Source organism: Blautia luti (genome assembly GCF_033096465.1).
Classification (GTDB): domain Bacteria; phylum Bacillota; class Clostridia; order Lachnospirales; family Lachnospiraceae; genus Blautia_A; species Blautia_A luti.
In genome coordinates this window covers 3,655,868-3,682,568 of the sequence record NZ_AP028156.1, presented here as the reverse complement: position 1 = coordinate 3,682,568, position 26,701 = coordinate 3,655,868, and the positions used below count along the sequence as shown (strand labels likewise).

Genomic DNA, 26,701 nt, shown 5'->3' with positions numbered 1-26,701 from the left:
GCGGGAATTTATGAGAAAATGGAATACGATTTTGTCTGTTTTAATGCTTCTCATTTTTATGATTCATGGAATCATGGGCAGCTTTATGCTGAACGGAGTTGGAAGTAGTGCAGGGAAACTTCTTGCATGGATTGGTGTTGGTATTCTTGTTGTGCATACGGTGATTGGTGTCATCCTGACAGTTCAGAGTTTACAGACAGCGAAGCAATCAGGAAAAATGTATCTGAAACAAAACGTCATATTTTGGGCGAGACGAGCCAGTGGGATGGCAATACTGATTCTGCTGTTATTCCATATTGGCTTGTTTGGAAAGGTGCAGAATGGGACATATATTTTGTTCCCTTTTACAACTGTAAAGATGGTAACTCAGCTTTTGTTCGTAGCGGCAATCTTTGTTCATATTTTTATCAATATCCGCCCATTGCTCGTATCACTGGGAATCATCAGTTATAAAGAACGAAGGAGTGATATTTATTTGATTCTTTCGGTGCTTCTTCTTTTTATAGCGGGAGCGGTTATTTTATATTATATTGGGTGGCAATATCTATGAGTAAGACAATTATTATTATAGGTGCTGGACTGGCAGGACTTTCAGCGGCTTTGCAGGCAGCGGAAAATGGATGCAATGTAAAACTGGTTTCCTCCCTTCCGTCAGAGCGGGCACAGTCTGTTATGGCGGAGGGCGGAATCAACGCAGCTTTGAATACAAAAGATGAAAACGACAGTCCCGAAGAACATTTTACAGATACAATAAAGGCAGCATGTGGTCTGGCAGATCCAAATGCAGTTTGGGGAATGACACAGGCAGCACCGGAGCTGGTGCACTGGCTGCTAAAACTTGGAGTTAAATTTAACATGAGTGGCTATGATGATGTGGATCTGCGGAATTTTGGCGGGCAGAAAAAGAAACGGACTGCTTTTGCACAGAGCGATACCGGGAAGCAGATCATGACAGCTATGATAGACGCTGTTCGCAGGAAAGAAGCATCTGGTATGGTAGAACGGTTCAGCCATCATTCTTTCCTAACACTTCGTCTGTGTGGCAATATTTGTTGTGGCTGCGTAATCAGGGATGAATACAGTCAGGAAATTGTGGAATTACCGGGGAATGCGGTCATTGTTGCCTCCGGTGGTATGCACGGATTGTTTGGGAATACAACAGGTTCGCTGTCCAATACGGGAGAAGTAACCGCAGAATTGTTCCGGCTTGGTGTTCCTCTGGCAAATGGTGAAATGATCCAGTATCATCCGACTACTGTGGAATGCGGCGGGAAACGTATGCTTATCAGCGAGGCAGCTAGAGGGGAAGGCGGCAGGTTGTTTGCCATGAAAGATGGAAAACAATGGTATTTCATGGAGGAAAAATACCCGGAGCTTGGAAATCTGATGCCACGAGATATTACCGCTAGAGAGATATGGAAGGTCAGCCATGAATCAGAGGTATTTCTTGACATGATGGAAATATCGGAGGAGATTATTTCAAATAAGCTATCTGGTCTGGCAGACGATTGTATGACCTATCTGCATAAAGATATACGAAAGGAACCGGTGTCTGTTTTACCGGGAATTCACTATTTTATGGGAGGCATTCTGGTGGATGAGCAGCACAGAACGCCGATTCAGAATCTTTACGCTGCCGGAGAATGCTGTGCCCAATATCATGGTGCCAACCGTCTTGGTGGAAATTCTCTGTTAGGAGCGTTATACGGAGGACGTGTTGCGGCAAAATCAGCATGTGAACAGGCAGATGTAGTAGATCTATCTTGTGCGACACAGATAGATTTTCCACCAACGTCTCAAATTTCAGAAATAAAGCAATTAAACAAAGTGATGCAGGATACTATGGGCGTTGTCAGAAATGAGAATACGTTGTTAAATGGGATTCAAACGGTACAAGCGCTGACAGGAAATCTTCCATTGCTTGGCATGGCAGTTCTAAAGAGTGCTCTTGCAAGAAAAGAAAGCCGTGGTGCACACTGGCGGGAGGATTATCCGAAGAGCAATGACGATGATTACCTTAAAACAACGGTAGCCAGATTTGATGGAAAGCAGATACAGATTTCCTTTGTACCTGTTCCAGAAAGGCGGTGATTCACTTGGTATATAAAATAAGAATCAGGCGGCAGGAGAGTCAGAAATCAGACAGTTATTGGCAGGAATTTGAGTTTGACGGAAGCAAAAACAGCTCTGTTGCCAATGTTCTAAAGGAATTGAACAGTAGAACACCTTTGAAAGATAATTCAGGGAATATAGTTACTCCCATCAGCTGGGAATGTAGCTGTATGGTGCGAAAATGTGGGGCTTGCGCCATGCTGATTAACGAACGTCCGAGGCTAGCATGCTCTACATTTCTACATACGTTAAAAGGTTCTACAATCACCTTGGAACCTTTAAGCAAATTTCCGCTTGTAAGAGATTTGATCGTTGATCGGTCAATTCTGTTTGAAAATTTGAAAAAACTGAACCTTTGGCTTGAAAGTGAAGCTTATATGAATCCGTGGACACATGAACCGAGATACCAGTCGGCACGCTGTCTGATGTGTGGCTGCTGCCTTGAAGTGTGTCCTAACTTCTCTGCAAATGGGACTTTCGCAGGCGCTGTTGCTGCAGTCAACGCATTTCGGATTCTGAATGAAGAACAGGAAAGCACTCATTTGAATGAGATTTCTGCTGAATATAAGAAGAAATATTTTGAGGGATGCGGGAAGTCGTTATCTTGTCATGATATTTGTCCGATTGGTCTGCCTGTGGAAGAACTGCTTGTAAGGTCGAATGCAGCGGCTGTTTGGGGCAGATAAAATGGATGATAAGGAATTAAGATTGAGTTATTGGGGATTGCAATAATACCTTTAGGAATTGCTGTGACAACAAATAATTTTTGGGGATATGTCCTAGGTGTTCTTGGATTTGGCGTCGCTGTAGTTGGCTGTTTTCTAAAAGATAATCACTGATAACTTCTTGTTTGAAAAATTGAGAAAACGTAATATTGAACAAAAAAGAAATGCACAGTTCTTAGCTTATCGTGAACTGTGCATTTTTGTAAATAAATACTTTAATTAGCCGATTACGGCATCCTCTGCTGTAAAATGTTCCAGAGAATTTTCTTTTACCTGAATGCAGATATAAGTAATTCCAGAAATATCGGATGCAAAAAACTGACGCTTTGCAGCAGGTGCGATTTTTAGCCAGTCTCCAGTTGAAAGACTGATTTCTTCTCCATCAATTATGGCTTTGCCGTTACCTGAAAGAATTCCATAGATTTCTTCATTTTCTTTATGAGAATGAACAAATGGGACATTTGCTCCTGCAGGTAGTTCGTTTAAACTGATTTCTGCACCTGTTAAAGACAACTTTTCATGCAGCTCAATTCGGTTTTCCTTTCCAATAGTTGTTTTTGTGTAATTTGCCATAATAACCTCCATAGTTAATTTGTAGTTTCTGGTTGCTTGGTATTAGTATAGTGTGAGACACATACAAAAACAAGTACGCACCTTTTTGTAACTGTACACTCAAAAATGAATGTGTTACAATAGACTCGGAGGTGAGAATTATGCGAGCAAAAGAAGAATTACCGGAATGTCCAGTTGCAACAGCAGTATCTCTTATCGGAGGAAAATGGAAACTGCTGATTTTGCGTAACTTGAAAGAGCGTCCATGGAGATTCAATGAGCTACAACGAAGTATAGATGGTATTTCACAAAAAGTTTTGACAGATAGTTTAAGACAAATGATGAGTGATGGGCTGGCATATCGCCACGATTACCATGAGCAGCCACCGAGAGTTGAATACGGCTTAACGGAACTCGGAACAAAAATGCTTCCAATTGTTAATTCACTTGCTGACTTTGGTAACTACTATAAATCAATTATTGAACAGAATTAAGGACGTTAGTATTTGAAAAGCTCGAACAATTCCAGTTTGGAGAATTGAAAAAAACGGAATTTACCTATTAAGACATATAAACTCTTGACAATAAAGCTCCTATATAGTATGTTTTTAATAAATTACTATATAGGAGCTTTTGTATGGAAATGAATGGAGGATTTCTTGTCACCAAAATAAAACAGCTTGGAGACCGGATTTTTGAGAAGATTCTCAGCGAAAAGAATATTGATGCGTTTAATGGAGCCCAGGGGCGTATTCTTTATGTGCTGTGGCAGGAGGATGGTATCTCAATCAGGTCACTCTCGACTAAATGCGGATTAGCGATAACATCTCTTACTACGATGCTGGAAAGAATGGAAAATCAAGGGCTGATAAGCCGTGTTCAGTCTAAAACGGACAAAAGGAAAACACTCCTGTTTCTGACTGAGAAAGCACATGCCTTAAAGGGCGAGTACGATTCTGTATCTGATGAGATGGGCAGTATTTACTACAAAGGTTTTTCAGAGGAAGAAATTACCCGGTTTGAGGAATGCCTCGACCGCATCAGAAAGAATCTTGAGGAGTGGCAGAAGTCATGAGTATTTGTATCAAAGATCAGATTCAGAACATGAATATCGTCATTGGCTGCACAGTGGGGTGTACATATTGCTATGCCCGCAACAACGTGAAACGCTGGCATATGATTGATGACTTCGCTGACCCTGAATTCTTTCCGGGTAAGTTCAAGATGATGGAAAAGAAACGTCCGCAGAACTTTCTTCTTACCGGGATGAGCGATCTCTCCGGATGGAAGCCGGAATGGAGAGACGAGGTATTTGCAAAGATCCGTGAAAATCCACAGCATCAGTTCCTGTTCCTTACCAAGCGACCTGATTTGCTGAATTTTGATACCGATCTGGAAAACGCATGGTTTGGCGTTACGGTGACGAGGAAAGCAGAACTGTGGCGTATCGACGCCCTTCGGAAAAACGTCAGAGCAAAACATTACCATGTTACCTTTGAGCCGTTATTCGACGATCCCGGCACAGTTGACCTTTCCGGAATCAATTGGATCGTTGTCGGCACCATGACCGGAGCTCAGAGCAGGAAGATTCATACGGAGCCGGAATGGGCATGGTCTCTGGCGGACCAGGCACATAAGTTCGGCATTCCGGTGTTTATGAAGGAAGACCTTGTCCCTATCATAGGGGATGAAAATATGATTCAGGAAATGCCGGAAGAATTTAATAAAGTGTTAGAGGTACAGAAATCATGGAAGAAGTAATGAATGGAATCCTCATTCGTGAGGTAGAAACAAAGAACATCATGACTAAGTCTAGTCTGCCGGTAGGCGGTTACTCGGTCAATCCCTATGTGGGCTGTACACATGCCTGCAAGTATTGCTATGCTTCTTTTATGAAGCGCTTTACCGGGCACAAGGAGGAATGGGGCACTTTCCTTGATGTGAAGCATTGGCCGGAAATTAAAAATCCGAAGAAATATGCCGGACAGCGGGTGGTCATCGGTTCTGTGACAGATGGCTACAATCCACAGGAGGAGCAATTCGGGAATACCAGAAAACTTCTGGAGCAGCTGATCGGCAGTGACGCAGATATTCTGATTTGCACAAAGTCGGATCTTGTGGTACGGGATATTGATCTGCTGAAGAAGCTTGGACGTGTAACCGTTTCATGGTCGATCAACACACTAGATGAAAATTTCAAGAACGATATGGACTCTGCTTCGAGCATTGAGTGCCGTATCTCTGCTATGAAGCAGGTATATGAAGCAGGTATCCGTACAGTCTGTTTCGTATCCCCGGTATTCCCCGGTATCACGGATTTTGAAGCAATCTTTGAGCGGGTAAAGAATCAGTGCGATCTGTTCTGGCTCGAAAATCTCAATCTTCGAGGCGGTTTCAAAAAGACAATTATGGATTATATCGCCGGAAAATATCCTGATCTTGTACCACTTTACGACGAGATCTATAACAAGCATAACCGCAGCTACTTTGAAGCACTTGAAGTAAAAGCTGAGAAAATGGCTAAGAAGTATGATTGTGCCTTTGTGGATAATGAAATGCCTTATGGCAGAGTCCCGCAGGGGCATCCGGTGATCGTAGATTATTTCTATCATGAGGAAATCCGTGGGACAGAGAATACCGGAAAAAGAAATCGCTAAATTCAAGTTTTTAAAGCTGTACATGAAAATGTATGGCTTTATTTTATAAAAACACATTGATAATTATCTATGTATATGCTAATCTACACACATAGATAAATATCAATGCGAGGTAAATGAAATGGAACTAACAAATGTTGCATTAATCTGCAAGGCACTTGGAGATTCAAACAGATTAGAAATAGTGCAAATGTTGTCAGATGGCGAAAAATGTGGATGCAGGCTCTTGGAAAAATTTGAAATTACACAGCCAACCCTGTCTCATCATATGAAGATACTGGTGGAATGTGGATTGGTAAATGATCGCAAAGAAGGTAAATGGCATCATTACTCTTTGAATTGTGATACTTTATTAGAATTCAAGAATTTTATTGGCAGTTTGACATGTGAGTCATGCTGTGACAAAAAAGATAGCTGTTGTTAGATGGGAAATGCTAAGATGAAGTTTTTCAAAAGTATTTATCTGTGTGGGTCATTCTATGCATGATCATCGGTGTATTGCAAATAAGACGAAAGGAAGGTTTCTATGACAGTAAGAGAAAAAGCAGAACTGATTGTAAAAGATATAAAGAAAGAACAGGGAACAAATCCGGTTGTTATTTTTAAGCAGATTGCAGAGAAGGAATATATCAGCATTCATGGACCGGAACACCATATATTAGATGGTGCAAGTTTGCTAGTAGCCTACAAAAACGCAGGTGGAGAGATAGACTTAGAACAGGCATTGGACAGGCTGATGTCAGAAGGACTTCGGATGCCGGGAGCAATGTGTGGTTTATGGGGAATATGCGGAGCAATCACATCCATTGGCGCTGCACTTGCAATCATCGACGGAACAGGTCCGCTTTCAACAGATGGAACATGGGGAAATCATATGCAGTTTACCTCGAAAGCAATCGGAGAATTAGGAGCCATAAACGGACCAAGATGCTGTAAGAGAGATGCAATGATAGCATTTAAGAATGGTATTGATTATGTGAATGCTCATTATGGAGTAACATTGCAATACGAACAAATGCAATGTGGATTCACAGATTTTAATGAGCAGTGTATAAAGGAGAGGTGTCCATTTCATGAGTAATGTAAAAGTGGCATTTATTTGTGTCCATAATTCCTGCCGAAGTCAGATTGCTGAGGCTTTTGGAAGACATCTGGCATCAGATGTGTTTCAAAGTTATTCGGCGGGTACAGAAACAAAACCACAGATTAACCAAGATGCTGTCCGTATTATGAAGGAATTATATAATATAGATATGGAAGCAGATGGGCAGTTCAGTAAGCTGGTTAGTGATATTCCAAATCCGGATATTGCAATATCAATGGGGTGTAATGTGGGATGTCCATTTATAGGAAGACCGTTTGATGATAACTGGGGACTTGAAGATCCAACAGGAAAAAGTGATGAGGAATTTAAGACAGTCATTGAAAAAATCAGAAAAGATATTTTGAAATTAAAAAATGGATTGGATAAGAGGTAGACAGCATCAGATTCCAGTTTACAGAACTAGTAGAGAAATAACATATAAAACAATAAATATGGTCAAAAAATCATCGACATCCGACCTACAGCACGTTATAATATAGTTAATCTAATAAGAAAACCAAGTGATCATTGTTACGAAGCTGAATCGTAATGGTGGCCAACTGAGTGAACTCGATGGAACGGAATGGTTATATCCTCCGGGTGCTCCGAGCACCGAAAGGTGCTTTACAGAGATGAAAACAGGTTTTCTTATTTTGACAGGGAGTAACAGAATAGTTAGGAAAACCAAGGATTTCCTTGACTTAGGTTGACTAATCATTGTATGTATTTACAGTGGTATCTCGAGCTCCTAAGCACTAGATGTGGGTTCGATTCCCGCACGGGACGTCCTATCAAAAGCGGAATGTATTAGAAAAATTTCTAATATAATTTCCGCTTTTTTGTTTTTTCAGAGGGAAAATGGAATGGAATATCAGCTAATACGGAAAGAATCCTATTAGCCGCTGTCTAATAAAACGCACTGCTGGTATAATAGCTGGAAATAAATCGAAATTCTAATAAAAGAGAAAAGCCAGCTGTTTATTTGAGAAAGTGGATGTAAATTCAAGCTCAGATAAGAAAAAAGAGGAAGGGAAATATCCGGCGGTAAGTTATTAGGTGTGAATACAATAGAATCTTTGCTTAGTGAGAACTAAGGTCAACAGAAAGCCTGTTGCAGATAAGAAATGGAGGAAAGATATGGATACAGTGGATACACGAAGTGCATCAGTTCCAGAAAATGGCGAAAAAATCATAGAGATTCAGCTGGAACGTCTGCGGACCTTTAAGAACCCTCCGTTTAAGATTTGGATGGATCAGGAAATGATTCGGCTCAGTGCGAGTGTTGAGAAATACGGAATCATAAATCCGCTGATTGTACGACCGATTCCAGATGGTGTTTATGAGATTATTTCCGGACACAGAAGAAAACATGCTGCGGAGAAGCTGGGATACCGTAAAGTACCGGTAATTATCCGAGTATTAAGTGAAGATGATTCCATTTTAAGTATGGTGGATTCCGTGCGCCCGTAAGGCGCTTGGGGTGGACACCCAAGCGGCGTGGGTCATTATGATTTTGCTCTGAGAAAGCAATAAGAAAAATTATCAAGTGTGAAAAACACAATCTTATCGCCAACAACTAACCTCGAGTGGAAACATAAAGGGGACAACAGCACGTTTGTAAAGGCACAAGTCAGCGAAGCTTCCAAGCTGCGACTGAGTGTCGAGGCGAAAGGTACTATATGAGGATGAAGGCTACACTGCTTGAAGGAAAGTCAGAGGCTGGAGCTAACCATCTCCACACCGAAGGGAAGATGTTACGGTGGTGCATTGGCGGATTAGTATTTTGCTGTCTGCAATCCGTGGGATAATCGATGCAAGCTAGCCATAAGTAATGGAAAATGACAAAAACTCCCATACCGACAATAGTACAACTTATCATAATGATGCTAAACGGGGATTACCTAAACTGAAATGCCCATGGGCTATGAGTAATGCCGAAAGGTGATAAATCTCAAGTGTAAAAAGCAAGAGAGATGACTCTGAATATTCAGCATGGTAACGGAGCCGTCGTAGTAGTCCGCGGACCTTGGATTGACAAGGATAGCCGTAAAAACGGAAGCGAATAATAACGCCCACATGGCGAAGGGCGGCAGTTTATCGTTCAATACTAAAACGAGGAAGGATGTGTGAGACATTGAGAGAACCAGTAAAGGTATTGAAAAGTCTTTCAGAAAAAACAACAAACAAAGAGTATAAATTCAAGAGATTATATCGGAATTTATACAACCCAGAGTTTTACTTCTTAGCTTATAAAAACATAAGCCAATCGCAAGGAAGTATGACACCTGGTGTAGATGGCAAAAGCTTAGACGGAATGAGTGAAAAACGTATCAATGCGCTTATAGAAAGTCTCAAAGATTTCAGCTATCAGCCAAACCCTGCAAGGCGTGTGTACATTGAAAAGAAAAATAGCACAAAGAAACGCCCGCTAGGAATACCATCAACAGAAGACAAATTAGTACAAGAAGTGGTCAAAATGATTCTTGAGAGCATATATGAGCCTAACTTTTCAGATTATTCTCATGGATTCAGACCTAACAGAAGCTGTCACTCTGCTTTACAGCAGATACAAAATCAGTTCACCGGAATCACTTGGTTCGTAGAAGGTGATATACATGCATGCTTCGACAGCTTCGACCATCATGTGCTAGTAAACATTCTGAGGGAGAGAATCGAGGATGAAAACTTCTTGGCTCTCATATGGAAAATGCTGAAAGCTGGATATATGGAGCAATGGGTGTACAATTGTACATTTTCAGGAACACCCCAAGGTTCAGGCGTGAGCCCTATGTTAGCAAATATCTATCTGTCAAAATTGGATGAGTTTGCAGAACGTCTAAAGAAAGAATTTAGCAAGGGAAAATCAAAGGATAACCTTGAATACTCACGAGCCGCAAGCAAGCTGTACTACATCAGAAGAAGAAACCGAGCAAACTGGGACAGTTGGAATGAGCAACAAAGAAAAGAAGCTCTGCGTCTGCAAAAAGATGCCATTAGCTATAAGCACAGCTTACCAAGTAAGCGAGCAAATAATGAAGACTACAAAAGTTTGGTCTACTGTAGATATGCGGATGATTGTGCGCCACGAAGGCGGAAACTTGTGACATGATGTCAAACAAGTATAGCCATGCTGTGTGAATGATGATGGCAGGCCCATCGGAACCGCTATATAGGTGGAGGTTTCAAATCACTCTGAGGTGCTGTAGTCAAAAGCTATGGTACTGAGCGTCAGAGAAAAGGCTGTACAAAACAGTCAGGTGTGGACAGTGGAGATGAACGAAGCTGTGAACCACTTACGAAAACGTCGAAAGCGTAGAGACTCCATCAAAACCAGGGGGTCAGTCGTTAACCTGGGATAAGCATAACGGGAGCCTATTTACTGGTTATGCGGTGGACGGCGTAAAGGTGGCATGAACACTGTTCAGGCATTCATATGGAACGTGGGAACCTACGGGCTGGTGTTAAGGGAGAGTGCCAAGTGGACGAACCGCAAGGTACAGAGTACTGATACAGTCATAGGGGCAGAGTGGCTTGTAGTAGTGAAGAGGGTTTCTGAAAAGAAAACAGAGCGAAGAAGCCACAGTATCCAAGCAGAGTAAATAAGTCAACTTAGGAATAAGGAGGAGCTTATGAGCGAAGCAAAACAGTTTGATATTTCAAAGAAGGCTGTAATTGCAGCTTTTCAGGCGGTAAAGGAAAACGCAGGAAGTTACGGGGCAGATGAACAAACCATAAAAGAGTTTGAGGAGCATCTTAATAACAACCTGTATAAACTATGGAACCGGATGGCATCAGGAAGTTATTTCCCGAAGCCTGTAAGGGCAGTAGCAATACCCAAGAAAAATGGTGGAATCAGAATTTTGGGAATTCCAACAGTAGAAGACAGAATCGCACAAATGGTTGCGAAGATGTACTTTGAACCGCTGGTTGAACCAATGTTTTACAATGACTCATATGGATACCGTCCGAACAAATCTGCAATTCAGGCAGTAGGACAAGCAAGGGAAAGATGTTTTAAAAGAGACTGGGTATTGGAATTAGATATCAAAGGGCTCTTTGATAACATCAAACATGGATATCTGATGTACATGGTTGAGAAACATACGCAAATAAAATGGCTGATACTTTATATAAAACGTTGGCTTACAGTGCCGTTCATCATGAGTGATGGCTCGGTTGCTGAACGCAGGTCAGGAACACCTCAGGGTGGAGTTATCAGTCCTGTGCTTGCAAATCTATTTCTTCACTATGTATTTGATGACTTTATGACAAAAGCATATCCGAACATCTGGTGGGAAAGATATGCTGATGATGGAGTACTGCACTGCCAATCGTACAAGCAGGCTGCATTTATAAAGCAGAAACTGGAAGAACGTTTTCAGCAGTTTGGATTGGAACTGAATAAAGAAAAGACACGTATTGTCTACTGCAAGGATAACCGAAGGCCACAAAACTATAGTTGTACCCAATTCACTTTTCTGGGATATACGTTCAGACCAAGGCTAAATAAGAATAAAGAAGGAAAGTTCTTTGTAGGCTTTACGCCTGCGGTCAGTGAAAAAGCCAAAACTGCTATGAAACAGAAGATCAGAGAATGGAAGATACAGTTAAAGGCGGATCTCTCATTAAAAGATATTGGGAACATGATAAACAAAGTAGTGCAAGGATGGATTAACTACTACACACACTATTATAAGTCAGAATTTTATGAGGTGTTGCGTTATATCAATCAATGTCTGATTAAATGGGTACGACGAAGTTATAAAAAGAAAAACACGAGAAGCAGAGCCGAGCACTGGCTTGGTGCAGTAGCCAGAAGAGACAGAAACTTGTTTGCACACTGGAAATTTGGAATATTACCATCTGTTGGAGAGGGAGCCGTATGAGTCGAGAGGCTCACGTACGGTTCTGATGGGGACTCAAGGGGAGGTTCCTTGGGTCTACCTACTTCTTAATAGGAGTCATTGGTTCATTCGAGGATGCCTCTGAAATAAAAGATAAATTCAGAGTATTTCTCGAGGATACTCTGCATCTTGAGATGTCCGAAGAAAAGACCAAAATCACGCATAGTCAAGATAAAGCCAGATTCCTAGGCTACGACATTACTACAGCCAAGAATTCAGCACTAATGTATGATTCAAAGCATCAGTTAAGGAAAACTCATACGGGCAGAATCAAATTATACGCTCCAAGGGATAAGTGGCAAGCTAAGCTAATAGAGTATGGTGCACTTAGGATTAGGTATGATGAAAATGGCAAAGAAATATGGGATTCTCACCACAGAGGCAATATGGTTCACATGACCGATGTGGAAATAGTATCACAGGTGAATGCCGAGATTAGAGGTATATATAATTACTATTCGATAGCGGAAAATGCAACAGTCATCAAAAACTTTGCATTCATCTTGGAATATAGCATGTATAAGACCTTTGGACTTAAATATCAAAAGAGCGTTTACAAGATACAGAGAAAATACCGTAGGAATGGAATTTTTATGGTTCCTTATAATACAAAGAAAGGGTTAAAATACTGTGAGTTCTATCATGATGGATTCAAGAAGAAACGCTACGCCTGTAGCTTCGAACCCGACCTCTTACCACAATACGTCAAGTATGATAATCCAAATTATTTGAGAACAAGGATTAAGCTGGGTGTATGTGAACTATGTGGAGAAAACACAGGAGATATATGCATGCATCATGTGAAGTCTTTGAAATCAATCAAAGCGGACAATGAATGGAACACTATTATGTTGACTAAGCGTCGCAAGACACTTGCAGTTTGTCCAAACTGTTATGCCATGATTACGAAATAACTGAAAGACTATGATAAATGGGAAGCCGTATACATCGAGAGGTGTACGTACGGTTTCGGGGCGAGGCTATGGAAACCTACCTTGGTAACAAGGCAAGGCGCTGTGGTCTTAGCCTACAATTTACAGAGGCAGCAGATCACATTCAGTGAAAAGGCTTTTGCTTATAAGATGAAGAATGAAGCTATGAAGCGAACCGGAGGAAGAAGAAAAAGTAGCCAGTCTGACTACCCGTTGAAAGGAAAAAAGACAGTAGAAATCATTGGTGAAGAATTTGGTGACAGTGCAAAACAGGTACAGCGGTATCTGAAGTTGACGGATCTGATTTCTGAGTTACTGGAAAAGCTGGATAACGGAGAACTTTCATTTAACCCGGCTGTGGAACTTTCGTATTTAACGATAGAGGAACAAAAGGAATTTATAGATGCTATGGAGTATACACAGGCAGTCCCATCCATTTCCCAGGCACAGAGAATAAAGAAATTAAGCCGGGAGAAAAAGCTGACTGGAACAAAAATGAGAGAGATCATGGGTGAGATCAAAAAAGGGGAAATTACCAGAGTGATGTTTAACAACGAACAACTGTATCGGTATTTTCCGAAATCATATACCCCGGCAGAAATGAAAGAAGAGATACTGAGCATTTGTCATAGACATATGTCTTGAAAAAATAATAGCGGAACAATATGTTGCTGTGATATAATAAAATGTTCGGAACATTTGGAAGAGAATGAAGAGAGGATATGAGTGAACGACATGAAGAAAACAAAAGAAGGAGTTAATTTGAAGAAAAAGAAATTCCTTAGACTGAAGAATACAGGTAGTATCCTTGTGCTTATGGGGCTTTTGATAATTTTTGTAATAGCACTGTATACATTTATCCTGCAAAGTTCTTACACTAAGACCGCCCTTGAAACAGAAATTGCGCGTGATACAGAGAGTGCAGATGCAGTACATAAGCTTGTGAATGGAAAAATTGGAAAAGAAGATTTTGCTCAAATCAAAGATCAATCTGATGAAAAGAAGCAATTATATAAGGATATTTCTTCATATTTCAATGAAATCAGAACACTGAATTCTACTCGATATATTTACACCGCTACAAAAAATGAAGAAGGAAAACTCGTTTATGTGGTAGACGGTTTGGATCCGGATGCGGATGATGTAAGACGACCTGGAGATTATATTGAGGAAGAAATGGTTCCGTATATTGATAGGGCTATTTCTGGGGAGAATGTGTACTCTCAGGATATCATTGATACAACATGGGGTCCGATTTTTACGGCTTGCTATCCTGTAAGCGCAAATCATGATGGGACAGGAGAAATCATTGGCGCATTTTGCATTGAAATGGATATGCAATCAGCTTATGGAATGGTTGAAGAGACGAATCATATTTCCATCATCTGCGGTTTAGTCGCAGGAGCTGTATTGCTTTTAATTTGTCTATATACCTATTATGTTTACCAGAAAAGCAAGGCAGAAGAGCAAAAACAAAAACAATTATTAATGAACGCCGCTGAGGAAGCAGATGCTGCCAACAAAGCAAAATCTGCGTTTTTGCTTAATATTAGCCATGACATCAGAACGCCGATGAATGCCATTATTGGATTTACAAACATTGCGCTTCATCAGAACACGGTTTCAGATATTCATGATAGCTTGGAGAAAGTTCAAAAAAGTTCGAATCATCTTCTCTCTTTGTTGAATGACGTTCTGGATTTTAGTCGCATTGAAAGTGGAAAAGTTATCATTTCGCCTGAGCCAGTGGATATTACTCAATTGACAGATAACGTCCAGGCGATTATGAATGGACTTCTTTATAACCGAGATCTTAAGTTTGAAGTACATCGAGAAAGACCAAAGAACCCATATGTCCTTGCGGATGTTACGCGTATTCGAGAAGTCCTGGTGAATCTTCTTGGCAATGCTGTGAAATTCACAAAGGACGGTGGAAAGATTACTTTGGATATCAGCAGTTACCCCGGAACGGATGAGAAACATATCATAATTCGTTATGTTGTTCAAGATAATGGTATTGGCATGAGTGAAGAGTTCCAGAAAGAATTATTCAAGCCGTTTTCACAAGAAGATGATGCTAATGCCAGAACCAAATATAAGGGAACCGGTCTTGGCATGGCCATCACAAAAAAACATATAGATATGATGGGCGGTTCAATTGCTGTTGAGAGCAAAAAAGGTGTAGGTACTACATTCACTGTGGAGATTCCACTGGAGTTGACAGAACAAGTTATTCAATCAAAACAAAAACAACCTCTACATAGAGATTTGACAGGTGTTCATGTTCTTATGGCAGAGGATAATGATCTAAATGCTGAACTTGCTACGATAATGCTAGAAGATGCCGGTATGACCGTAACACGCGCATCAGATGGAAAAGAAGTCGTGAATTTGTTTAAAAATCATCCACGAGACACATACGATCTTATTTTGATGGATATTATGATGCCAAACATGGATGGACACCAAGCAACGAAAGCCATTCGAGCCCTAGGTATAGAGCGATCCGATGCAGTTACGATTCCAATTATAGCTTTGTCTGCAAATGCTTTTATAGATGATATTCAGGAATCCCTGGATTCAGGCATGAATGACCATATTTCCAAGCCGATTAACATGGAGGAATTAACTGATACAATCGCTAAATACATTAAACGTGACACATGTTTGGCAAAGGAACTGAAGCAGAAACAAAATGACGGATAAATGCCTGAGCACCAGGAAAATCGCATCATTAGTGAGAAAAAAATGACGGTATCTGAATCCCTTATAACAAAGTATTTAAGCATTGTCTAAAAGATCAGATGTTAATAAAAGAATACATTAAATAACAAAAAAGGAATGCAAAGAGGTGGAACTGTATCTGGCCAGGAAAGGCAGTGCAGTTTCTCCTTTTTTGTGCTGTCCTTTTCCTTTCATTCCATGTAAAAGTTGGAACTACGGCGGAGCCACTATAACAGGTGCATTTGTTTCTTTACCCTGAGACAAATTATAGTGATATTGTACAAAAATAAAATAATTTGAAATTTGCTGTGATTTTTTTCATTTTGATACTTTTATTATAAAGAGTAAATTCAGCAGAAAATGATCATTGGAATGTTCATTATACACTTCCGGGAGATACATCAAATTTAGACAAAAGGATCATGTCTTTGAAAAGGCAGATAGATTCACAGAACGTCAGAAAGAAAAAGAAGCACAGGCTGCAAAAACAGAGAAAGCAGGAAAAGAACAGCCAGATCAGAAACCGAAAACAAAGAAGCACGATATGGAACTCTAATAAAAAATAATCATCTCATCAACTAATAAAAAACCCTGCGGCATAAGCACAATGTCGTGGGGCGTTTTTGGAAAGGAGTATTATGACAGAACAAAATAAAACTACTACTATTCCACTGCCGGTCCAGGGAAAAGATATGGCAGCATTATGCAGTCACTGGAATCCGGTGTGGAAGAGCTTTTTACAAGTAACCGCTATCAGGAATTTCTTAAAACCATGGCAAAGTTTCACAATTATTCTTTTAATAATACAATGCTGATCGCCATGCAGCGACCGGATGCCACACTTGTTACCAGCTACAAAAACTGGCAGTCCATGGGTAGACAGGTCATGAAAGGTGAAAAAGGAATTACAATTATCGCACCAGCACCATATAAGAAAATGAAGGAAAAAAAAGTCCTGGATGAAAATCAGCGACCGATCATGGGAACCAATCCAGACACTGGCACCAGAATTACTGACTGCAGCTGTACAGGATTTTGATTCTTTCATGCAGGCTATCCAAAAAATATCCCCAGTGCCGATACGATTCGATGAGATCGAGGGCAATGCCAATGGATATTATCACAATGCAGACAAGGAAATCGTGATAAAAAAAGGACTCAGTGAAAGCTAGACCTTAAAGACTGCTATTCATGAAACCGCCCATGTAAAACTGCATGACAGGGAGATCATGGAAAGTCTTGGTGTAGAAAAAGACCGACTGACAAAAGAGGTTGAAGCAGAATCCGTTGCTTACTGTGTGTGCTCTTCCTTTGGTTTGGATACATCGGATTATAGTTTTCCTTACATTGCAGGTTGGAGTAGCAGCCGGGAAATGAAGGAAATGAAAGCATCTATGGATGTGATCCGCAAGACAGCTGGTGAAATGATTAATCAGCTTACAGAAGAATTGGAAATCATTCTTGAAGAAAAACAGCAAACGGAATTACATGAAAAATATGGCATTTTGGTAGATGCACTGGAAGCAGCCGGATACCGTTATGATTATCAGGAAAGTAAACCGGGACATATTGAACTGGCACCGGATGGGACGCATGAAATTGCCGGCTATCTACAGTTTGAATCATGGGGAGATATCCAAAACTGGCTGGAAGACACGATTACAGAAGGAACGGATATTTCGGAGAGAGTTGATAGGGCTATGTACCCATTTAAGTATGATTATACCCTAGAGGAAGAAATGTTCAGAGGTAATGGTGACCGCTATGCGATTTACCACGTGGATGAAGACACACCTGGAAAACAACATTTATTTATGAATATGGCAATGGTCAAAGAAGATGGCATTACAATCGATCAGAAACAGATTGCTATTGCTCGCCGATCCGGAAAGCCGATACCAAAGTACCTGGATCAGGAACTAGAAAGAAAGCGAGGGTAGAATATACGAAGGTTAAAGTGTGAAAAAGAGACGATTATCTTTAAAACTGGTTCCGCCCTATAGTACTTCAAGAAAAATGCAAGCAAAGGATATCAGCAAGATGAAAGAACCATCATAGAACGCGATTTAAGAGAAAAATGCCATGTGTAGACATGGAAAAATGAAAGCAAAATACGTTAGATGATAAAGTGTATAGGCTCATAAGGGAAAGTGCCCTTTTGAGCCTTGTTTATGTTTATAAATTTAGAAAAAGAATTAGAAAAGAATTAGTATAAAACCTTTTATTATGAAAAAAGGATAATACATGTTATAATCAATTTATCAGAAAATGTTGATTGATCATAACAACATTTGCATTTTGTGTTTTAAAGATATAAAATAAATCTCTATAGAAGGAAAATAAGACAATGTCAAAAGATGAATATTTAATTACAGATGCGCCTCTTAAAGCGCTGACTGTTTTTGCAATGCCTATGATTCTAGGCAGTTTTTTTCAACAAGTATATAATATGGCTGATTCTATTATTGTTGGTCAGTTTGTTGGCTCATCTGCACTTGCTGCAGTTGGTGCCTGCGCCGCACTTACGAATGTATTCATTTGTATAGCATTGGGTGCAGGTGTAGGTGCAGGGGTTCTTGTAAGCCGTTATTTTGGTGCCCGGGATTATAGCAAAATGAAAACGATTGTGTCGACATCATTAATTAGTTTTCTGATTCTAAGTATACTTCTGGGTCTGTTTGGATTTTGCTTTTCCCATCCAATGATGAGTTTATTACAGACACCTGCTGATATATTGGATGAAGCGGTACTGTACCTTCGAGTTTATTTTGTGGGATTTCCGTTTCTGTTTATGTACAATATCCTTTCAACGATGTTCACTTCAATCGGCGAATCAAAGATTCCGTTAGGTCTTTTAATATTTTCTTCGGTTTTAAATATATTTATGGACCTTTGGATGGTGGCTGGACTTGGTCTTGGTGTGTTTGGTGCAGCCCTTGCGACTCTTATTGCACAAGGAATTTCTGCAGTATTTTCACTTTTGATTTTCTTTAGTCGGATGCGTCGATATAAAAGTCACTTTAGCTGGTTTGACGGGCAGGAGTTACGTTCAATGCTTCGAATTGCTGTACCTTCGGTTCTTCAGCAGTCTACAGTGTCAATTGGGATGATGATTGTACAGGCGGTTGTAAATCCATTTGGTACACAGGCACTAGCGGGTTATTCGGCAACGATGAGAGTAGAGAATGTATTTTCACTGATATTTATATCTATTGGAAATGCAGTTTCACCGTATGTTTCCCAAAATCTTGGTGCAAAGAAAATCGAACGTATCAAAAAAGGATATCATGCTGCACTGGTGTTAGATTTATGTTTTGCAGTTCTTGCTTTTATAGTTATTGAGACATTGCATACGCAAATTTCTTCGTTATTCTTAGGAAAAGACGGAACTGCTTTAGCTTATCAGGTATCAGGGGATTATATGAGATGGCTAGGCTACTTTTTCATTTTCATGGGTATCAAGATGGCAACAGATGGAGTCCTTCGTGGGCTTGGAATCATGCGGCCATTTCTTATTGCAAATATGGTAAATCTTGCAATAAGATTGTCAGTTGCCTTAATCTGTGCCCCTCGTTTTGGTATTGCATTTGTCTGGCTTGCTGTACCGGCTGGATGGCTCGCAAACTTTTTGATTTCTTATGCGGCACTCAGAAAATTATGGCCGATTGATAAGGTGGATTCAATTTGATATATAATTTGACAAAACAGCCGTTTCTCTATATAATTTCATATTTGACAGTTGATTAGTTAAAAAAGTGCCACAATCCCTGTAAATACAAGGGGTGTGGCACTTTTATCTGCATACACGAAATATAGTAGTGTTTTATCTCCGCTTACTTTTTTCTGAATTCCTTTCATTTTCCGTTTTGTTATGAATTGATAGTCCGTTCTGAATCCGCAGGTTTCATGGAGATCATCAGTGATTTCCTGACGTTCATATACCGGCATGAAGCCCTATTCTTCTATATCCGTAAATTTTATGTCTTTTAAAGTGTGAAGTAAATACAAACATAATGTATCTGGCTTCCGATATCAACTCCGACAACTATTGTTGAATCTGTTACTTGCTCAATCTTTTCATTCTGTGTATAATTCATTTGGAACCTCCGGTGTTTGATTGTTTTGTTTACATCCGCCAAGATGCAACTCAATCTTACCTTGAGGTTTTTTTTATTCAATTGGCGCTTTTAATGAATTACAGGAATGCTCCTTATTGTTTAATCAATTATTTGCGACAAAAATTAGAAGCATTTCAATCAGTTCACCATGTCACTTTTATTTTGTGTTATACTGTTTTATAGGATTTTCTTGCCCTTGTATTTGCCCTTATCAGAGTTCGTAAACACTGGTGGGACGATATAACACAAGGGAAACAATAAGGGCAAGCTCAATCGGGATTTTTATTGCTAAGATATTATGGCTACACCACTTTACAACTTTTTCATAAAAAAATATCGTACAGGACTTTCTGATGTATAATGAGTTTGTGAAAAACATTACAAAGGAAAGCGACCCTGTACGACAAAAAGCATTATACAACGAAAAAACACTGATTGGTAGACTTCATAAATATTTTTTGACTTATTTTGAAACTTTTTCTGTTCCGACAGCAGATACTCTGTTTCTGCAGTTACTATCCATACTGGCATTGGAATCGGCGCATTCCATCCGGTTTCTGTATGAACATTTTTTATTCGGAATAACGGAGAAATAACTGAATGTATTTTATTATGCATGTTCCTATGCAAAGGTTGATTATTCCAGATTTATGAATACCACTGTCAGGATTGCTTTGAAGCTGATACTGGATTCCTTGCAGACGTAGCCGGTATTTCTGTGTGTGGATGATACAATGGTATCCCAATTTGGCACAAAATTTGAAAATGTTTCAAAACTGTTTGACCATGCCGCACACAACGGTTCCAACTACCTGAATGGACACTGCTTTGTAAGTGTCATGCTCTGCGTACCCGTCTGGAATGGGGATAAGGTATCTTATCTTTCCGTTCCCCTTGGTTATCGTATGTGGCAGAAAAAAGCGCCACTGAACCAGACCGGAAGTGACCGTATGAAATACATTCCGCTGTTTTTGTACTCATTTCGGTGGAATATTGAAGTAAGCTACTATGAGCAGAAAACTTTCTGGTCTTTCTGCAACTATATGGCGCGAAGCTGCAAAGGGATTGAAATGCTGGTCAACCTGATCAATATCAGTTACTGTGCCATGAAGATTCTGCCCTATCGGAACGAACATTTCTCTGAATACCGAACAAAGAGTGTACAGGAATTTCGTTTTGAATTAAGTCAGGGCATTCGCAGCCAGATATTTTTTGCTACTTTCGTGCAAAATATTGAAACACATATAAAATCAAATGCTATGGCAAAGGCTCTAAAACAGCTGATTTGCCAGCAAGTCTACCATTTATAAAGTTGTAAACTGGTGAACGTTTATTTTATAATCAAAATAGTTTTTTATACAGAGTTAACATGGGAAAAGATCAGTTATAAAGCCTGTTAGTTGAAACAGGTAGCAAGATACATGTATCTGTGTATCTAAAAATAATATATGTGAGGGACAGGCTTATGAAAAAGTTGAACAATGAGGACATACAGGCATACTTTCAGGCAGGAAATTCCGGATTCTGGAAAGTAGAGTCTGAAGAAGGAAAAAAGACAAGACTGTACACGGATGAGATCACAAATGAACTGTTTGGAATTACAGAAGACCTGTCTCCGGAAAAATGCATGGAGTATGTGGCAGAACATATTTATCCGCAGGAAAGGGAGTGCTTTTGGGATTACATGGAAGAACTGAAAAGTCATGAATCAGAAGCTGTTTACCGTTACATGCATCCTGTAAAGGGAGTCATTTATATACGATGTACAGGAAGGAGAGTCCCATCCCCAGACAATATGATCAGGCTTGTGGGCTATCATCAGGAAGCAGCAAGACAGATTCGGGCAATGGATCGTCCTGATGCAAAACTGATCCCTATTGTAGCCATGTCTGCAAATGCTTTTCAGGATGATGTGGAGCGTAGCATAAAGGCAGGAATGAATAAACATATTTCAAAGCCATTGACGGGGGAAAGTGTAATCAGGGAGATTAAAAGTATGCTATAACCAAAGAGCTCGTATGTCTTTGCAGAGGCTGCATGTATTCGGGAAGGCTTGGTAAATCTTCTTAAGAAGCATAAAAAAACAGGGAGAAAATCAGATGAGTAAAATAGTAAATATTAAAATACAGACTGAGAAAAAGGAAAAAATACAGAAGATCTTTAACAGCATTGAAGAGATAAAGGATACTCTGGCTGATATGATCAGTGAGTTCGATGAGGAGAATACTACAGAGGAACGGACATTGGATGCTTTGACAGAGGCGTTAGATGCGTTGGAAGATGCATCAGAAGTAATTGCAGATGTACTGTGATTTATATCAGGAAACGACTAAGAATCTCTGTTAACTGACAGACGGGGTGATACATTTATGGCATCAGAGAGAACGAAGGAACTATATAGAGTTCTGCTAAGCAAAGGGTATCCTAAAGAATTCTGCGCAGAAGTTGCTTATAAAAACATGAATACAGATTATACAGCAACGAGAATGCTGGGATATTTATACAGATATACGAATCCCAAGATCGAAGATCTGGTAGATGAGATGCTGGCAATCCTCAGTGACAGAAATCAGATTATTGAGAAGAAAGAATCAGAACATGCCCAGGCTGTGATCAGTGAAATGTACAGAAATGGATTGGGATGAGTAATTATCCCTTGACAAAAATATAGAAAATAAAGCTTGATTTTTGGAATATAGTTGATAAAATAAAAATAAATACATTGTTTTCAGTGCCTTTGTAAAAATATTACCAAAGGTTAAAAGGGAATCAGGTGTGAGTCCTGAGCGATCCGGTCACTGTGAACAGGGAGTGATGCTGAAGGTGCCATTGGCATTTTGCTGAGAAGGTGCAGCAGAGCGAAGATCTGTCAGCCAGGAAACCTGCTGAAAATATCTGATGAGACGCTTCCGATGAAAGCTTTTTCATTAATTATGTCAAGGATGAATAACTGGATATAATAGGATTAAAGGGCTTGTTTTCGTGCGAAAACAGGTCTTTTTTGTTTAGCCCTGAATGCTGTCCTTTTTATCTGCTTTTATCCATAAGAAAGAAAAGCTTTATCGCGGAGTATATGTATATTTCAAAATTCAAAGGAGGAAGTATTGAAATGAAAAGATCAAAAGCTTTTCTGGCACTGATGTTATCCGCAACCATGACAGTAACTGGAATTTCACCAGTGTGGGGCGCTGATGTCTTCTCAGATGGGGAAACTGAGATTACGGATCATACTCCGGAGACATCTGAGCAGGAGTTGGCAGAAGACGAGCTGAGTATGTTTTCACAAGAAACATCACAGGACAACGGAAACGATAACTATGAGTTTTCAGATGGAGAACAGACAGATGAACTGCAGGAAGATGTACAGTTTACAGATTCCGAAGATGATGTTCTGACAGAAGCAGAGATTTCAGCAGCAGGTGCATCTGAAGATCAGTATCAGGATGGAACTTATACGCCGGAAGAATTTTCGTTCAAAGGAGGATCTGGAAAAACAACGATCACCTGTCCGGAAGTAAAGGTTGAAAGAGGAAAAATTTATGCCACTGTTGTATTCAGCAGTTCCAAGTATACGAAACTGGTAGTTGGAGATAATGAATATCTTCCGATTACCGGAACTTCTTATGAAGGGTCTGTTTTTGAAGTTCCGGCTGTCCTGAATCAGGATATGGAGATTACCGGAACAACCACTGCCATGACAATGGTGCATGATATTATATATACGATTCATATTAAACTGACTACAATCCCTGTTGTGACACCAGCTCCGGACGTGCTGGAAACTGGTACTTATACAGCCAATGTACGTGCAGACAGCGGTCTGCCGGTAGAGGCCTGCACTTTATATGTGGAAGATGGACAGATCAATGCGATTATGACATTAAAGAATGCAGATTATGACAGACTTTATGCAGGAGAAGCTCTGGATGCTGAAACTGCAAAAGAGGAAAATATGGCTGCATATATTCCATCTGAAGATGGCGCAAAGCATATTTTCTGGTCTGTACCGGTAGAGAAACTGGACAGCCTGTTTGAAATCGCAGCCCGCAGGAGTGATGATAAGGTATGGACAGACCATTATGCGAAGATCGTGGCATCTTCTGTACAGAAGGTAAGCGATGAAGTGCAGAAACCGGATGAAAAAGCAGAAGCATTGAAATACCTGTACAGAAATTATGTTGATGCGGGAATTACAACTACATCCGGAATAGAAAGAAAAGATGATACCTATATAGTATCTTATTACGATGCGAAGAAGTATGCAGTTTCCAGTATTAAGCTGAACCGTCCGAATGTAAAAGAATACAAGAGTGGCTGGTTCTTCTCTGACTGGAGTGCTTTTAGAAGCACAGTAAAGCAGGAACCTGCGAAGAAGCAGACTTATTATCTGGATCAGACTAAGAGAACAGAAGAACAGACATTTACTGCAACTCTGAAATTATATGATCCATCTGTGGAGGATGCAGCGATCAATGATAATACAGCAGAAGCACTGGCAGAGCATACGTATACATTCGAAGTCAAACCACAGACCAATAGCTGCCAGGTTGTTTTTCAGGCTGTAAACAGCAAGAACGGAGAAGTGATCCCGGATGCAGCGATTACTGTAACAGACAGTACTAAGAATGAAGTAACTTCTTCAGAGAATGGTTATACACTGATTCCGGGAAAGAAATATACTGTAACGGCATCCAGAGATGGCTATATTGCAGCTGGAACGAAAGGTACAGCAGTATTATCACAGAGCTTTACTGCAGCATTTGATGAGACTGTGAACTTATCTCTTACAGCAGAAGCTGACAGCAAGCACAAAATTACATTCAGTATTGCTGATGCTGAAGGAAATCCTGTAGAGGGAGCTGATGTGACCATAACAGGCGAAACACCGGCAGAAGATGGCAGTTATACATTATGGGACGGTGTAAGATATTTTTATTCTGCGAAAGCAGAAGATTATCGCTCTGTATCAGGAAACTTTATACCTGCTCAGGATGAAAATATTGCAGTTACCATGACCAGACTGAACCATTATCAGGTTACATTTAAGATCCGTGCGAAATCCGGACATCAGGAACCGATAAACCCGAGAATGGTATCTGTTACATATAAAAAAGGCGGCGAAACATTAACTGTTTCTCCTTCAGAAGACGGCGTATATGAGATGGTAGAAAATAATAATTATACCTATACTTATACTGCTGATAACTATGTAGAAACAACCATTTCCAAACCGTGGACAGCATCCGGAAGTGAGTTAAACGTGGAACTTGAGGCTGTTCTTTCCAATGAAACTGTAAAAGCACTTCTGGAGGGTGATATCAAAGATGCGAAGGCATTATATGATGAAATCACAGAAGGTGATGCACCTGGACAGTGGCCGACAGGAACGAAGGAAACTTTAAATAAAGCGATCACAGATGCGGAAACTGCTCTGACAGATGAAAATGGTACAGATGATACATATAAGGCTGCAAGAACAGCACTGAGCAGTGTTATCACACAGATTTATGCAGATGAGAATGCAGAAACTGCTGAGATTACAGTACTTGTAAATAAAGAACCAGGAGAAGCACCTCAGAAGATGACTATGAAGGTAACTTCGGAAGATGCTGCAGGAATAGAGATTACAGGCGCCAAAAAAGGCAATTATGATAAAGGATATGAGACAAAGAAGAAGGTTGCAGTTATTGATGCAATGGCAGATATCCATAAAGAATTATTTGGAGAAGAGTATCTGAGCAACCCTACAGGATATCTCATGTGTGGACTGAAGGGAGCCGGTATAGGAATACTTCTTGGTCAGAAAAGTTATAAAAATATGGTTGCTTTCCGTGTAAATGGAAAATGGGTTGGAAATGACCCAAGAATGTGTGCACTGAAAGAGGGAGATATACTTTCTGTATTCTCCGCAACTTCAAGTGAAAATCCGGTTTATCTGCAATTTACAGATAACAGTGTAAGTGTAGAGCAAAATCAGGATTTTACTCTTACTCTTACAGGCGACGAATATTATATGAATACAGATGTAAATAAAACACAGGGACGTAATGAATACAGCCCTGCAGAAGGTTATGAAGTTACTCTGGTAAATACAGAAACAGAAGAAACCGTAACCGCATCTGCCAAATCTGATGCAGAAGGAAAATTTACATTTAATATTCCGAACACAGGAAATTATGTAGTAAAGACAGTGGCTAATGAAAGTGTACCAAGTATGGTTCTGCCATATATTGAAATCACTGTGACACCAGCACCGGAACCAACAGAAACACCGGTACCGGAACCAACAACTACACCGGAACCGCAGCCAACACAAACACCAGCTCCATCAATAACCCCAAGTGCAACACCATCGCCGACACCAACAGCGAAACCGCCGAAAAAGGTTCCGGCAAAGAAACTGACAGTTAATACATCTGTAATCTATCTGAAAGCGAAAAAGACAGCTACAATAGGAACAATCGTAAGTCCGTCCAATACTACAGATAAAGTAACCTATAAATCCAGTAAGAAATCTGTTGCCACTGTAAGTTCTTCCGGAAAGATTACTGCGAAGAAGGCCGGACAGGCAGTTATTACAGTAAAAGCAGGAAAACTTACAAAGAAGATCACAGTAAATGTAAAGAAAGATACGATCAAGGCAAAGAGCCTGAAATTTGCCAAGAAATCCCTTACATTAAAGAAAGGTACAGTACAGTTCCTTAGTGTGAGTGCTGAACCGAAGAGAGCAACCTCTGCGAGAAAATGGAAATCATCCAACACAAAGGTTGTGTCTGTAGATCAGAACGGAAAGATCACAGCCAAAAAAGCAGGAACAGCGAAAATAACTGTAAGTGTAGACGGCAAAAAAGCAGTGATCACAATTAAGGTAAAAAAATAAATTAAATAAGTAA

Annotated in this window: 26 protein-coding genes, 2 pseudogenes and 1 riboswitch; of the genes and pseudogenes, 26 read left to right on the top strand and 2 right to left on the bottom strand. The window is 40.1% G+C overall.

The window, feature by feature from the left end:
• The first annotated feature begins 10 nt into the window (after window positions 1-10).
• Genes R8695_RS17050 through R8695_RS17040 form a run of 3 tightly spaced genes read left to right on the top strand, consistent with a single transcriptional unit; the run spans window position 11 to window position 2,798 of the window.
• Window positions 11-550, top strand: coding sequence for a hypothetical protein (locus tag R8695_RS17050; protein WP_009203875.1), 540 nt, complete (start codon window positions 11-13; stop codon window positions 548-550).
• Window positions 547-2,091, top strand: coding sequence for an FAD-binding protein (locus R8695_RS17045; RefSeq protein WP_154780139.1), 1,545 nt, complete (start codon window positions 547-549; stop codon window positions 2,089-2,091). The genes R8695_RS17050 and R8695_RS17045 overlap by 4 nt, the downstream gene beginning before the upstream one ends.
• A complete protein-coding gene (locus R8695_RS17040; protein ID WP_330585089.1) occupies window positions 2,088-2,798 on the top strand; it encodes a succinate dehydrogenase/fumarate reductase iron-sulfur subunit in 711 nt (236 codons plus the stop codon). Before R8695_RS17045 ends, R8695_RS17040 begins: the two co-directional genes overlap by 4 nt.
• A 258-nt stretch (window positions 2,799-3,056) precedes the next feature.
• Here the strand turns inward: R8695_RS17040 and R8695_RS17035 are convergent, their stop codons facing one another.
• On the bottom strand, window positions 3,057-3,410 hold the full coding sequence (locus R8695_RS17035) for a cupin domain-containing protein (protein ID WP_004614173.1): 354 nt from the start codon (window positions 3,408-3,410) through the stop codon (window positions 3,057-3,059).
• A 140-nt stretch (window positions 3,411-3,550) separates the two neighbouring features.
• Here R8695_RS17035 and R8695_RS17030 point away from each other — a divergent pair, with 140 nt between their 5' ends.
• The 18 genes and pseudogenes from R8695_RS17030 to R8695_RS16945 all read left to right on the top strand — a co-directional run bounded on the left by R8695_RS17030 (window position 3,551) and on the right by R8695_RS16945 (window position 19,378).
• On the top strand, window positions 3,551-3,883 hold the full coding sequence (locus tag R8695_RS17030; protein WP_008373705.1) for a winged helix-turn-helix transcriptional regulator: 333 nt from the start codon (window positions 3,551-3,553) through the stop codon (window positions 3,881-3,883).
• Window positions 3,884-4,026: 143 nt separating this feature from the next.
• Entirely contained in the window at window positions 4,027-4,464 is a 438-nt protein-coding gene (locus tag R8695_RS17025) for a radical SAM mobile pair system MarR family transcriptional regulator (protein ID WP_015567822.1), read from the top strand.
• On the top strand, window positions 4,461-5,150 hold the full coding sequence (locus tag R8695_RS17020) for a radical SAM mobile pair protein A (protein WP_154780137.1): 690 nt from the start codon (window positions 4,461-4,463) through the stop codon (window positions 5,148-5,150). Before R8695_RS17025 ends, R8695_RS17020 begins: the two co-directional genes overlap by 4 nt.
• Window positions 5,138-6,046, top strand: a complete 909-nt coding sequence (locus tag R8695_RS17015; protein WP_154780136.1) for a radical SAM mobile pair protein B — start codon at window positions 5,138-5,140, stop codon at window positions 6,044-6,046. Before R8695_RS17020 ends, R8695_RS17015 begins: the two co-directional genes overlap by 13 nt.
• Before the next feature lie 121 nt (window positions 6,047-6,167).
• A complete protein-coding gene (locus R8695_RS17010) occupies window positions 6,168-6,470 on the top strand; it encodes an ArsR/SmtB family transcription factor (RefSeq protein ID WP_082413811.1) in 303 nt (100 codons plus the stop codon).
• Window positions 6,471-6,572: 102 nt separating this feature from the next.
• The gene (locus tag R8695_RS17005; RefSeq protein ID WP_015526525.1) at window positions 6,573-7,127 is read left to right on the top strand and encodes a DUF5714 domain-containing protein; all 555 of its coding nucleotides are present in this window, start codon (window positions 6,573-6,575) and stop codon (window positions 7,125-7,127) included.
• Complete coding sequence (locus R8695_RS17000; protein WP_118512163.1) at window positions 7,120-7,524, top strand: arsenate reductase ArsC; 405 nt, start codon at window positions 7,120-7,122, stop codon at window positions 7,522-7,524. Before R8695_RS17005 ends, R8695_RS17000 begins: the two co-directional genes overlap by 8 nt.
• A gap of 743 nt (window positions 7,525-8,267) precedes the next feature.
• Window positions 8,268-8,600, top strand: coding sequence for a ParB N-terminal domain-containing protein (locus R8695_RS16995; protein ID WP_154780135.1), 333 nt, complete (start codon window positions 8,268-8,270; stop codon window positions 8,598-8,600).
• Window positions 8,601-9,264: 664 nt separating this feature from the next.
• A pseudogene (locus tag R8695_RS16990) lies at window positions 9,265-9,964 on the top strand (reverse transcriptase domain-containing protein); the annotation flags it as partial.
• 576 nt (window positions 9,965-10,540) lie between these two features.
• A complete protein-coding gene (locus R8695_RS16985; RefSeq protein WP_008704419.1) occupies window positions 10,541-10,729 on the top strand; it encodes a hypothetical protein in 189 nt (62 codons plus the stop codon).
• A 30-nt stretch (window positions 10,730-10,759) separates the two neighbouring features.
• The gene (gene ltrA / locus R8695_RS16980; RefSeq protein ID WP_022380659.1) at window positions 10,760-12,016 is read left to right on the top strand and encodes a group II intron reverse transcriptase/maturase; all 1,257 of its coding nucleotides are present in this window, start codon (window positions 10,760-10,762) and stop codon (window positions 12,014-12,016) included.
• Window positions 12,017-12,168: 152 nt separating this feature from the next.
• On the top strand, window positions 12,169-12,948 hold the full coding sequence (locus R8695_RS16975) for an HNH endonuclease (RefSeq protein ID WP_243139491.1): 780 nt from the start codon (window positions 12,169-12,171) through the stop codon (window positions 12,946-12,948).
• Between the two features lie 81 nt (window positions 12,949-13,029).
• Window positions 13,030-13,611, top strand: a complete 582-nt coding sequence (locus R8695_RS16970) for a ParB/RepB/Spo0J family partition protein (RefSeq protein ID WP_154780133.1) — start codon at window positions 13,030-13,032, stop codon at window positions 13,609-13,611.
• Window positions 13,612-13,701: 90 nt separating this feature from the next.
• The gene (locus tag R8695_RS16965; protein ID WP_154780132.1) at window positions 13,702-15,672 is read left to right on the top strand and encodes an ATP-binding protein; all 1,971 of its coding nucleotides are present in this window, start codon (window positions 13,702-13,704) and stop codon (window positions 15,670-15,672) included.
• A gap of 385 nt (window positions 15,673-16,057) precedes the next feature.
• Window positions 16,058-16,246 carry a hypothetical protein gene (locus tag R8695_RS16960; protein WP_118509844.1) on the top strand — a complete coding sequence of 63 codons (189 nt, stop codon included), beginning with the start codon at window positions 16,058-16,060 and terminating at the stop codon, window positions 16,244-16,246.
• Between the two features lie 147 nt (window positions 16,247-16,393).
• Window positions 16,394-16,729, top strand: a complete 336-nt coding sequence (locus tag R8695_RS16955; protein WP_243139490.1) for an ArdC family protein — start codon at window positions 16,394-16,396, stop codon at window positions 16,727-16,729.
• A gap of 190 nt (window positions 16,730-16,919) precedes the next feature.
• A complete protein-coding gene (locus tag R8695_RS16950; RefSeq protein WP_243139489.1) occupies window positions 16,920-17,630 on the top strand; it encodes a hypothetical protein in 711 nt (236 codons plus the stop codon).
• A gap of 407 nt (window positions 17,631-18,037) precedes the next feature.
• Window positions 18,038-19,378 carry an MATE family efflux transporter gene (locus tag R8695_RS16945; protein ID WP_154780131.1) on the top strand — a complete coding sequence of 447 codons (1,341 nt, stop codon included), beginning with the start codon at window positions 18,038-18,040 and terminating at the stop codon, window positions 19,376-19,378.
• 140 nt (window positions 19,379-19,518) lie between these two features.
• Here R8695_RS16945 and R8695_RS17945 read toward each other — a convergent pair.
• A pseudogene (locus tag R8695_RS17945) lies at window positions 19,519-19,701 on the bottom strand (IS1634 family transposase); the annotation flags it as partial.
• Between the two features lie 841 nt (window positions 19,702-20,542).
• Between R8695_RS17945 and R8695_RS16935 the strand changes: the two are divergent.
• The 5 genes from R8695_RS16935 to R8695_RS16915 all read left to right on the top strand — a co-directional run bounded on the left by R8695_RS16935 (window position 20,543) and on the right by R8695_RS16915 (window position 26,688).
• Window positions 20,543-21,118, top strand: a complete 576-nt coding sequence (locus R8695_RS16935) for a hypothetical protein (protein ID WP_243139487.1) — start codon at window positions 20,543-20,545, stop codon at window positions 21,116-21,118.
• A gap of 155 nt (window positions 21,119-21,273) precedes the next feature.
• Window positions 21,274-21,813, top strand: coding sequence for a response regulator (locus tag R8695_RS16930; protein WP_154780130.1), 540 nt, complete (start codon window positions 21,274-21,276; stop codon window positions 21,811-21,813).
• Window positions 21,814-21,907: 94 nt separating this feature from the next.
• A complete protein-coding gene (locus R8695_RS16925) occupies window positions 21,908-22,120 on the top strand; it encodes a hypothetical protein (RefSeq protein ID WP_154780129.1) in 213 nt (70 codons plus the stop codon).
• Between the two features lie 57 nt (window positions 22,121-22,177).
• Window positions 22,178-22,453: a hypothetical protein gene (locus R8695_RS16920; RefSeq protein ID WP_154780128.1), complete on the top strand. Its 276-nt coding sequence runs from the start codon at window positions 22,178-22,180 to the stop codon at window positions 22,451-22,453.
• 67 nt (window positions 22,454-22,520) lie between these two features.
• Window positions 22,521-22,712: riboswitch (cobalamin riboswitch) on the top strand.
• A gap of 205 nt (window positions 22,713-22,917) precedes the next feature.
• Window positions 22,918-26,688, top strand: a complete 3,771-nt coding sequence (locus tag R8695_RS16915; RefSeq protein WP_154780127.1) for an Ig-like domain-containing protein — start codon at window positions 22,918-22,920, stop codon at window positions 26,686-26,688.
• Window positions 26,689-26,701: the final 13 nt, after the last annotated feature.

Coding starts and splice junctions, on each gene's coding strand:
- R8695_RS17050 (WP_009203875.1), top strand. CDS start 11: ATGAGAAAATGGAATACGATTTTGTCTGTTTTAATGCTTCTCATTTTT.
- R8695_RS17045 (WP_154780139.1), top strand. CDS start 547: ATGAGTAAGACAATTATTATTATAGGTGCTGGACTGGCAGGACTTTCA.
- R8695_RS17035 (WP_004614173.1), bottom strand. CDS start 3,410: ATGGCAAATTACACAAAAACAACTATTGGAAAGGAAAACCGAATTGAG.
- R8695_RS17030 (WP_008373705.1), top strand. CDS start 3,551: ATGCGAGCAAAAGAAGAATTACCGGAATGTCCAGTTGCAACAGCAGTA.
- R8695_RS17025 (WP_015567822.1), top strand. CDS start 4,027: ATGGAAATGAATGGAGGATTTCTTGTCACCAAAATAAAACAGCTTGGA.
- R8695_RS17020 (WP_154780137.1), top strand. CDS start 4,461: ATGAGTATTTGTATCAAAGATCAGATTCAGAACATGAATATCGTCATT.
- R8695_RS17015 (WP_154780136.1), top strand. CDS start 5,138: ATGGAAGAAGTAATGAATGGAATCCTCATTCGTGAGGTAGAAACAAAG.
- R8695_RS17010 (WP_082413811.1), top strand. CDS start 6,168: ATGGAACTAACAAATGTTGCATTAATCTGCAAGGCACTTGGAGATTCA.
- R8695_RS17005 (WP_015526525.1), top strand. CDS start 6,573: ATGACAGTAAGAGAAAAAGCAGAACTGATTGTAAAAGATATAAAGAAA.
- R8695_RS17000 (WP_118512163.1), top strand. CDS start 7,120: ATGAGTAATGTAAAAGTGGCATTTATTTGTGTCCATAATTCCTGCCGA.
- R8695_RS16995 (WP_154780135.1), top strand. CDS start 8,268: ATGGATACAGTGGATACACGAAGTGCATCAGTTCCAGAAAATGGCGAA.
- R8695_RS16985 (WP_008704419.1), top strand. CDS start 10,541: ATGAACACTGTTCAGGCATTCATATGGAACGTGGGAACCTACGGGCTG.
- ltrA (WP_022380659.1), top strand. CDS start 10,760: ATGAGCGAAGCAAAACAGTTTGATATTTCAAAGAAGGCTGTAATTGCA.
- R8695_RS16975 (WP_243139491.1), top strand. CDS start 12,169: ATGTCCGAAGAAAAGACCAAAATCACGCATAGTCAAGATAAAGCCAGA.
- R8695_RS16965 (WP_154780132.1), top strand. CDS start 13,702: ATGAAGAAAACAAAAGAAGGAGTTAATTTGAAGAAAAAGAAATTCCTT.
- R8695_RS16955 (WP_243139490.1), top strand. CDS start 16,394: ATGCAGTCACTGGAATCCGGTGTGGAAGAGCTTTTTACAAGTAACCGC.
- R8695_RS16950 (WP_243139489.1), top strand. CDS start 16,920: ATGGAAAGTCTTGGTGTAGAAAAAGACCGACTGACAAAAGAGGTTGAA.
- R8695_RS16945 (WP_154780131.1), top strand. CDS start 18,038: ATGTCAAAAGATGAATATTTAATTACAGATGCGCCTCTTAAAGCGCTG.
- R8695_RS16935 (WP_243139487.1), top strand. CDS start 20,543: ATGGTATCCCAATTTGGCACAAAATTTGAAAATGTTTCAAAACTGTTT.
- R8695_RS16930 (WP_154780130.1), top strand. CDS start 21,274: ATGAAAAAGTTGAACAATGAGGACATACAGGCATACTTTCAGGCAGGA.
- R8695_RS16925 (WP_154780129.1), top strand. CDS start 21,908: ATGAGTAAAATAGTAAATATTAAAATACAGACTGAGAAAAAGGAAAAA.
- R8695_RS16920 (WP_154780128.1), top strand. CDS start 22,178: ATGGCATCAGAGAGAACGAAGGAACTATATAGAGTTCTGCTAAGCAAA.
- R8695_RS16915 (WP_154780127.1), top strand. CDS start 22,918: ATGAAAAGATCAAAAGCTTTTCTGGCACTGATGTTATCCGCAACCATG.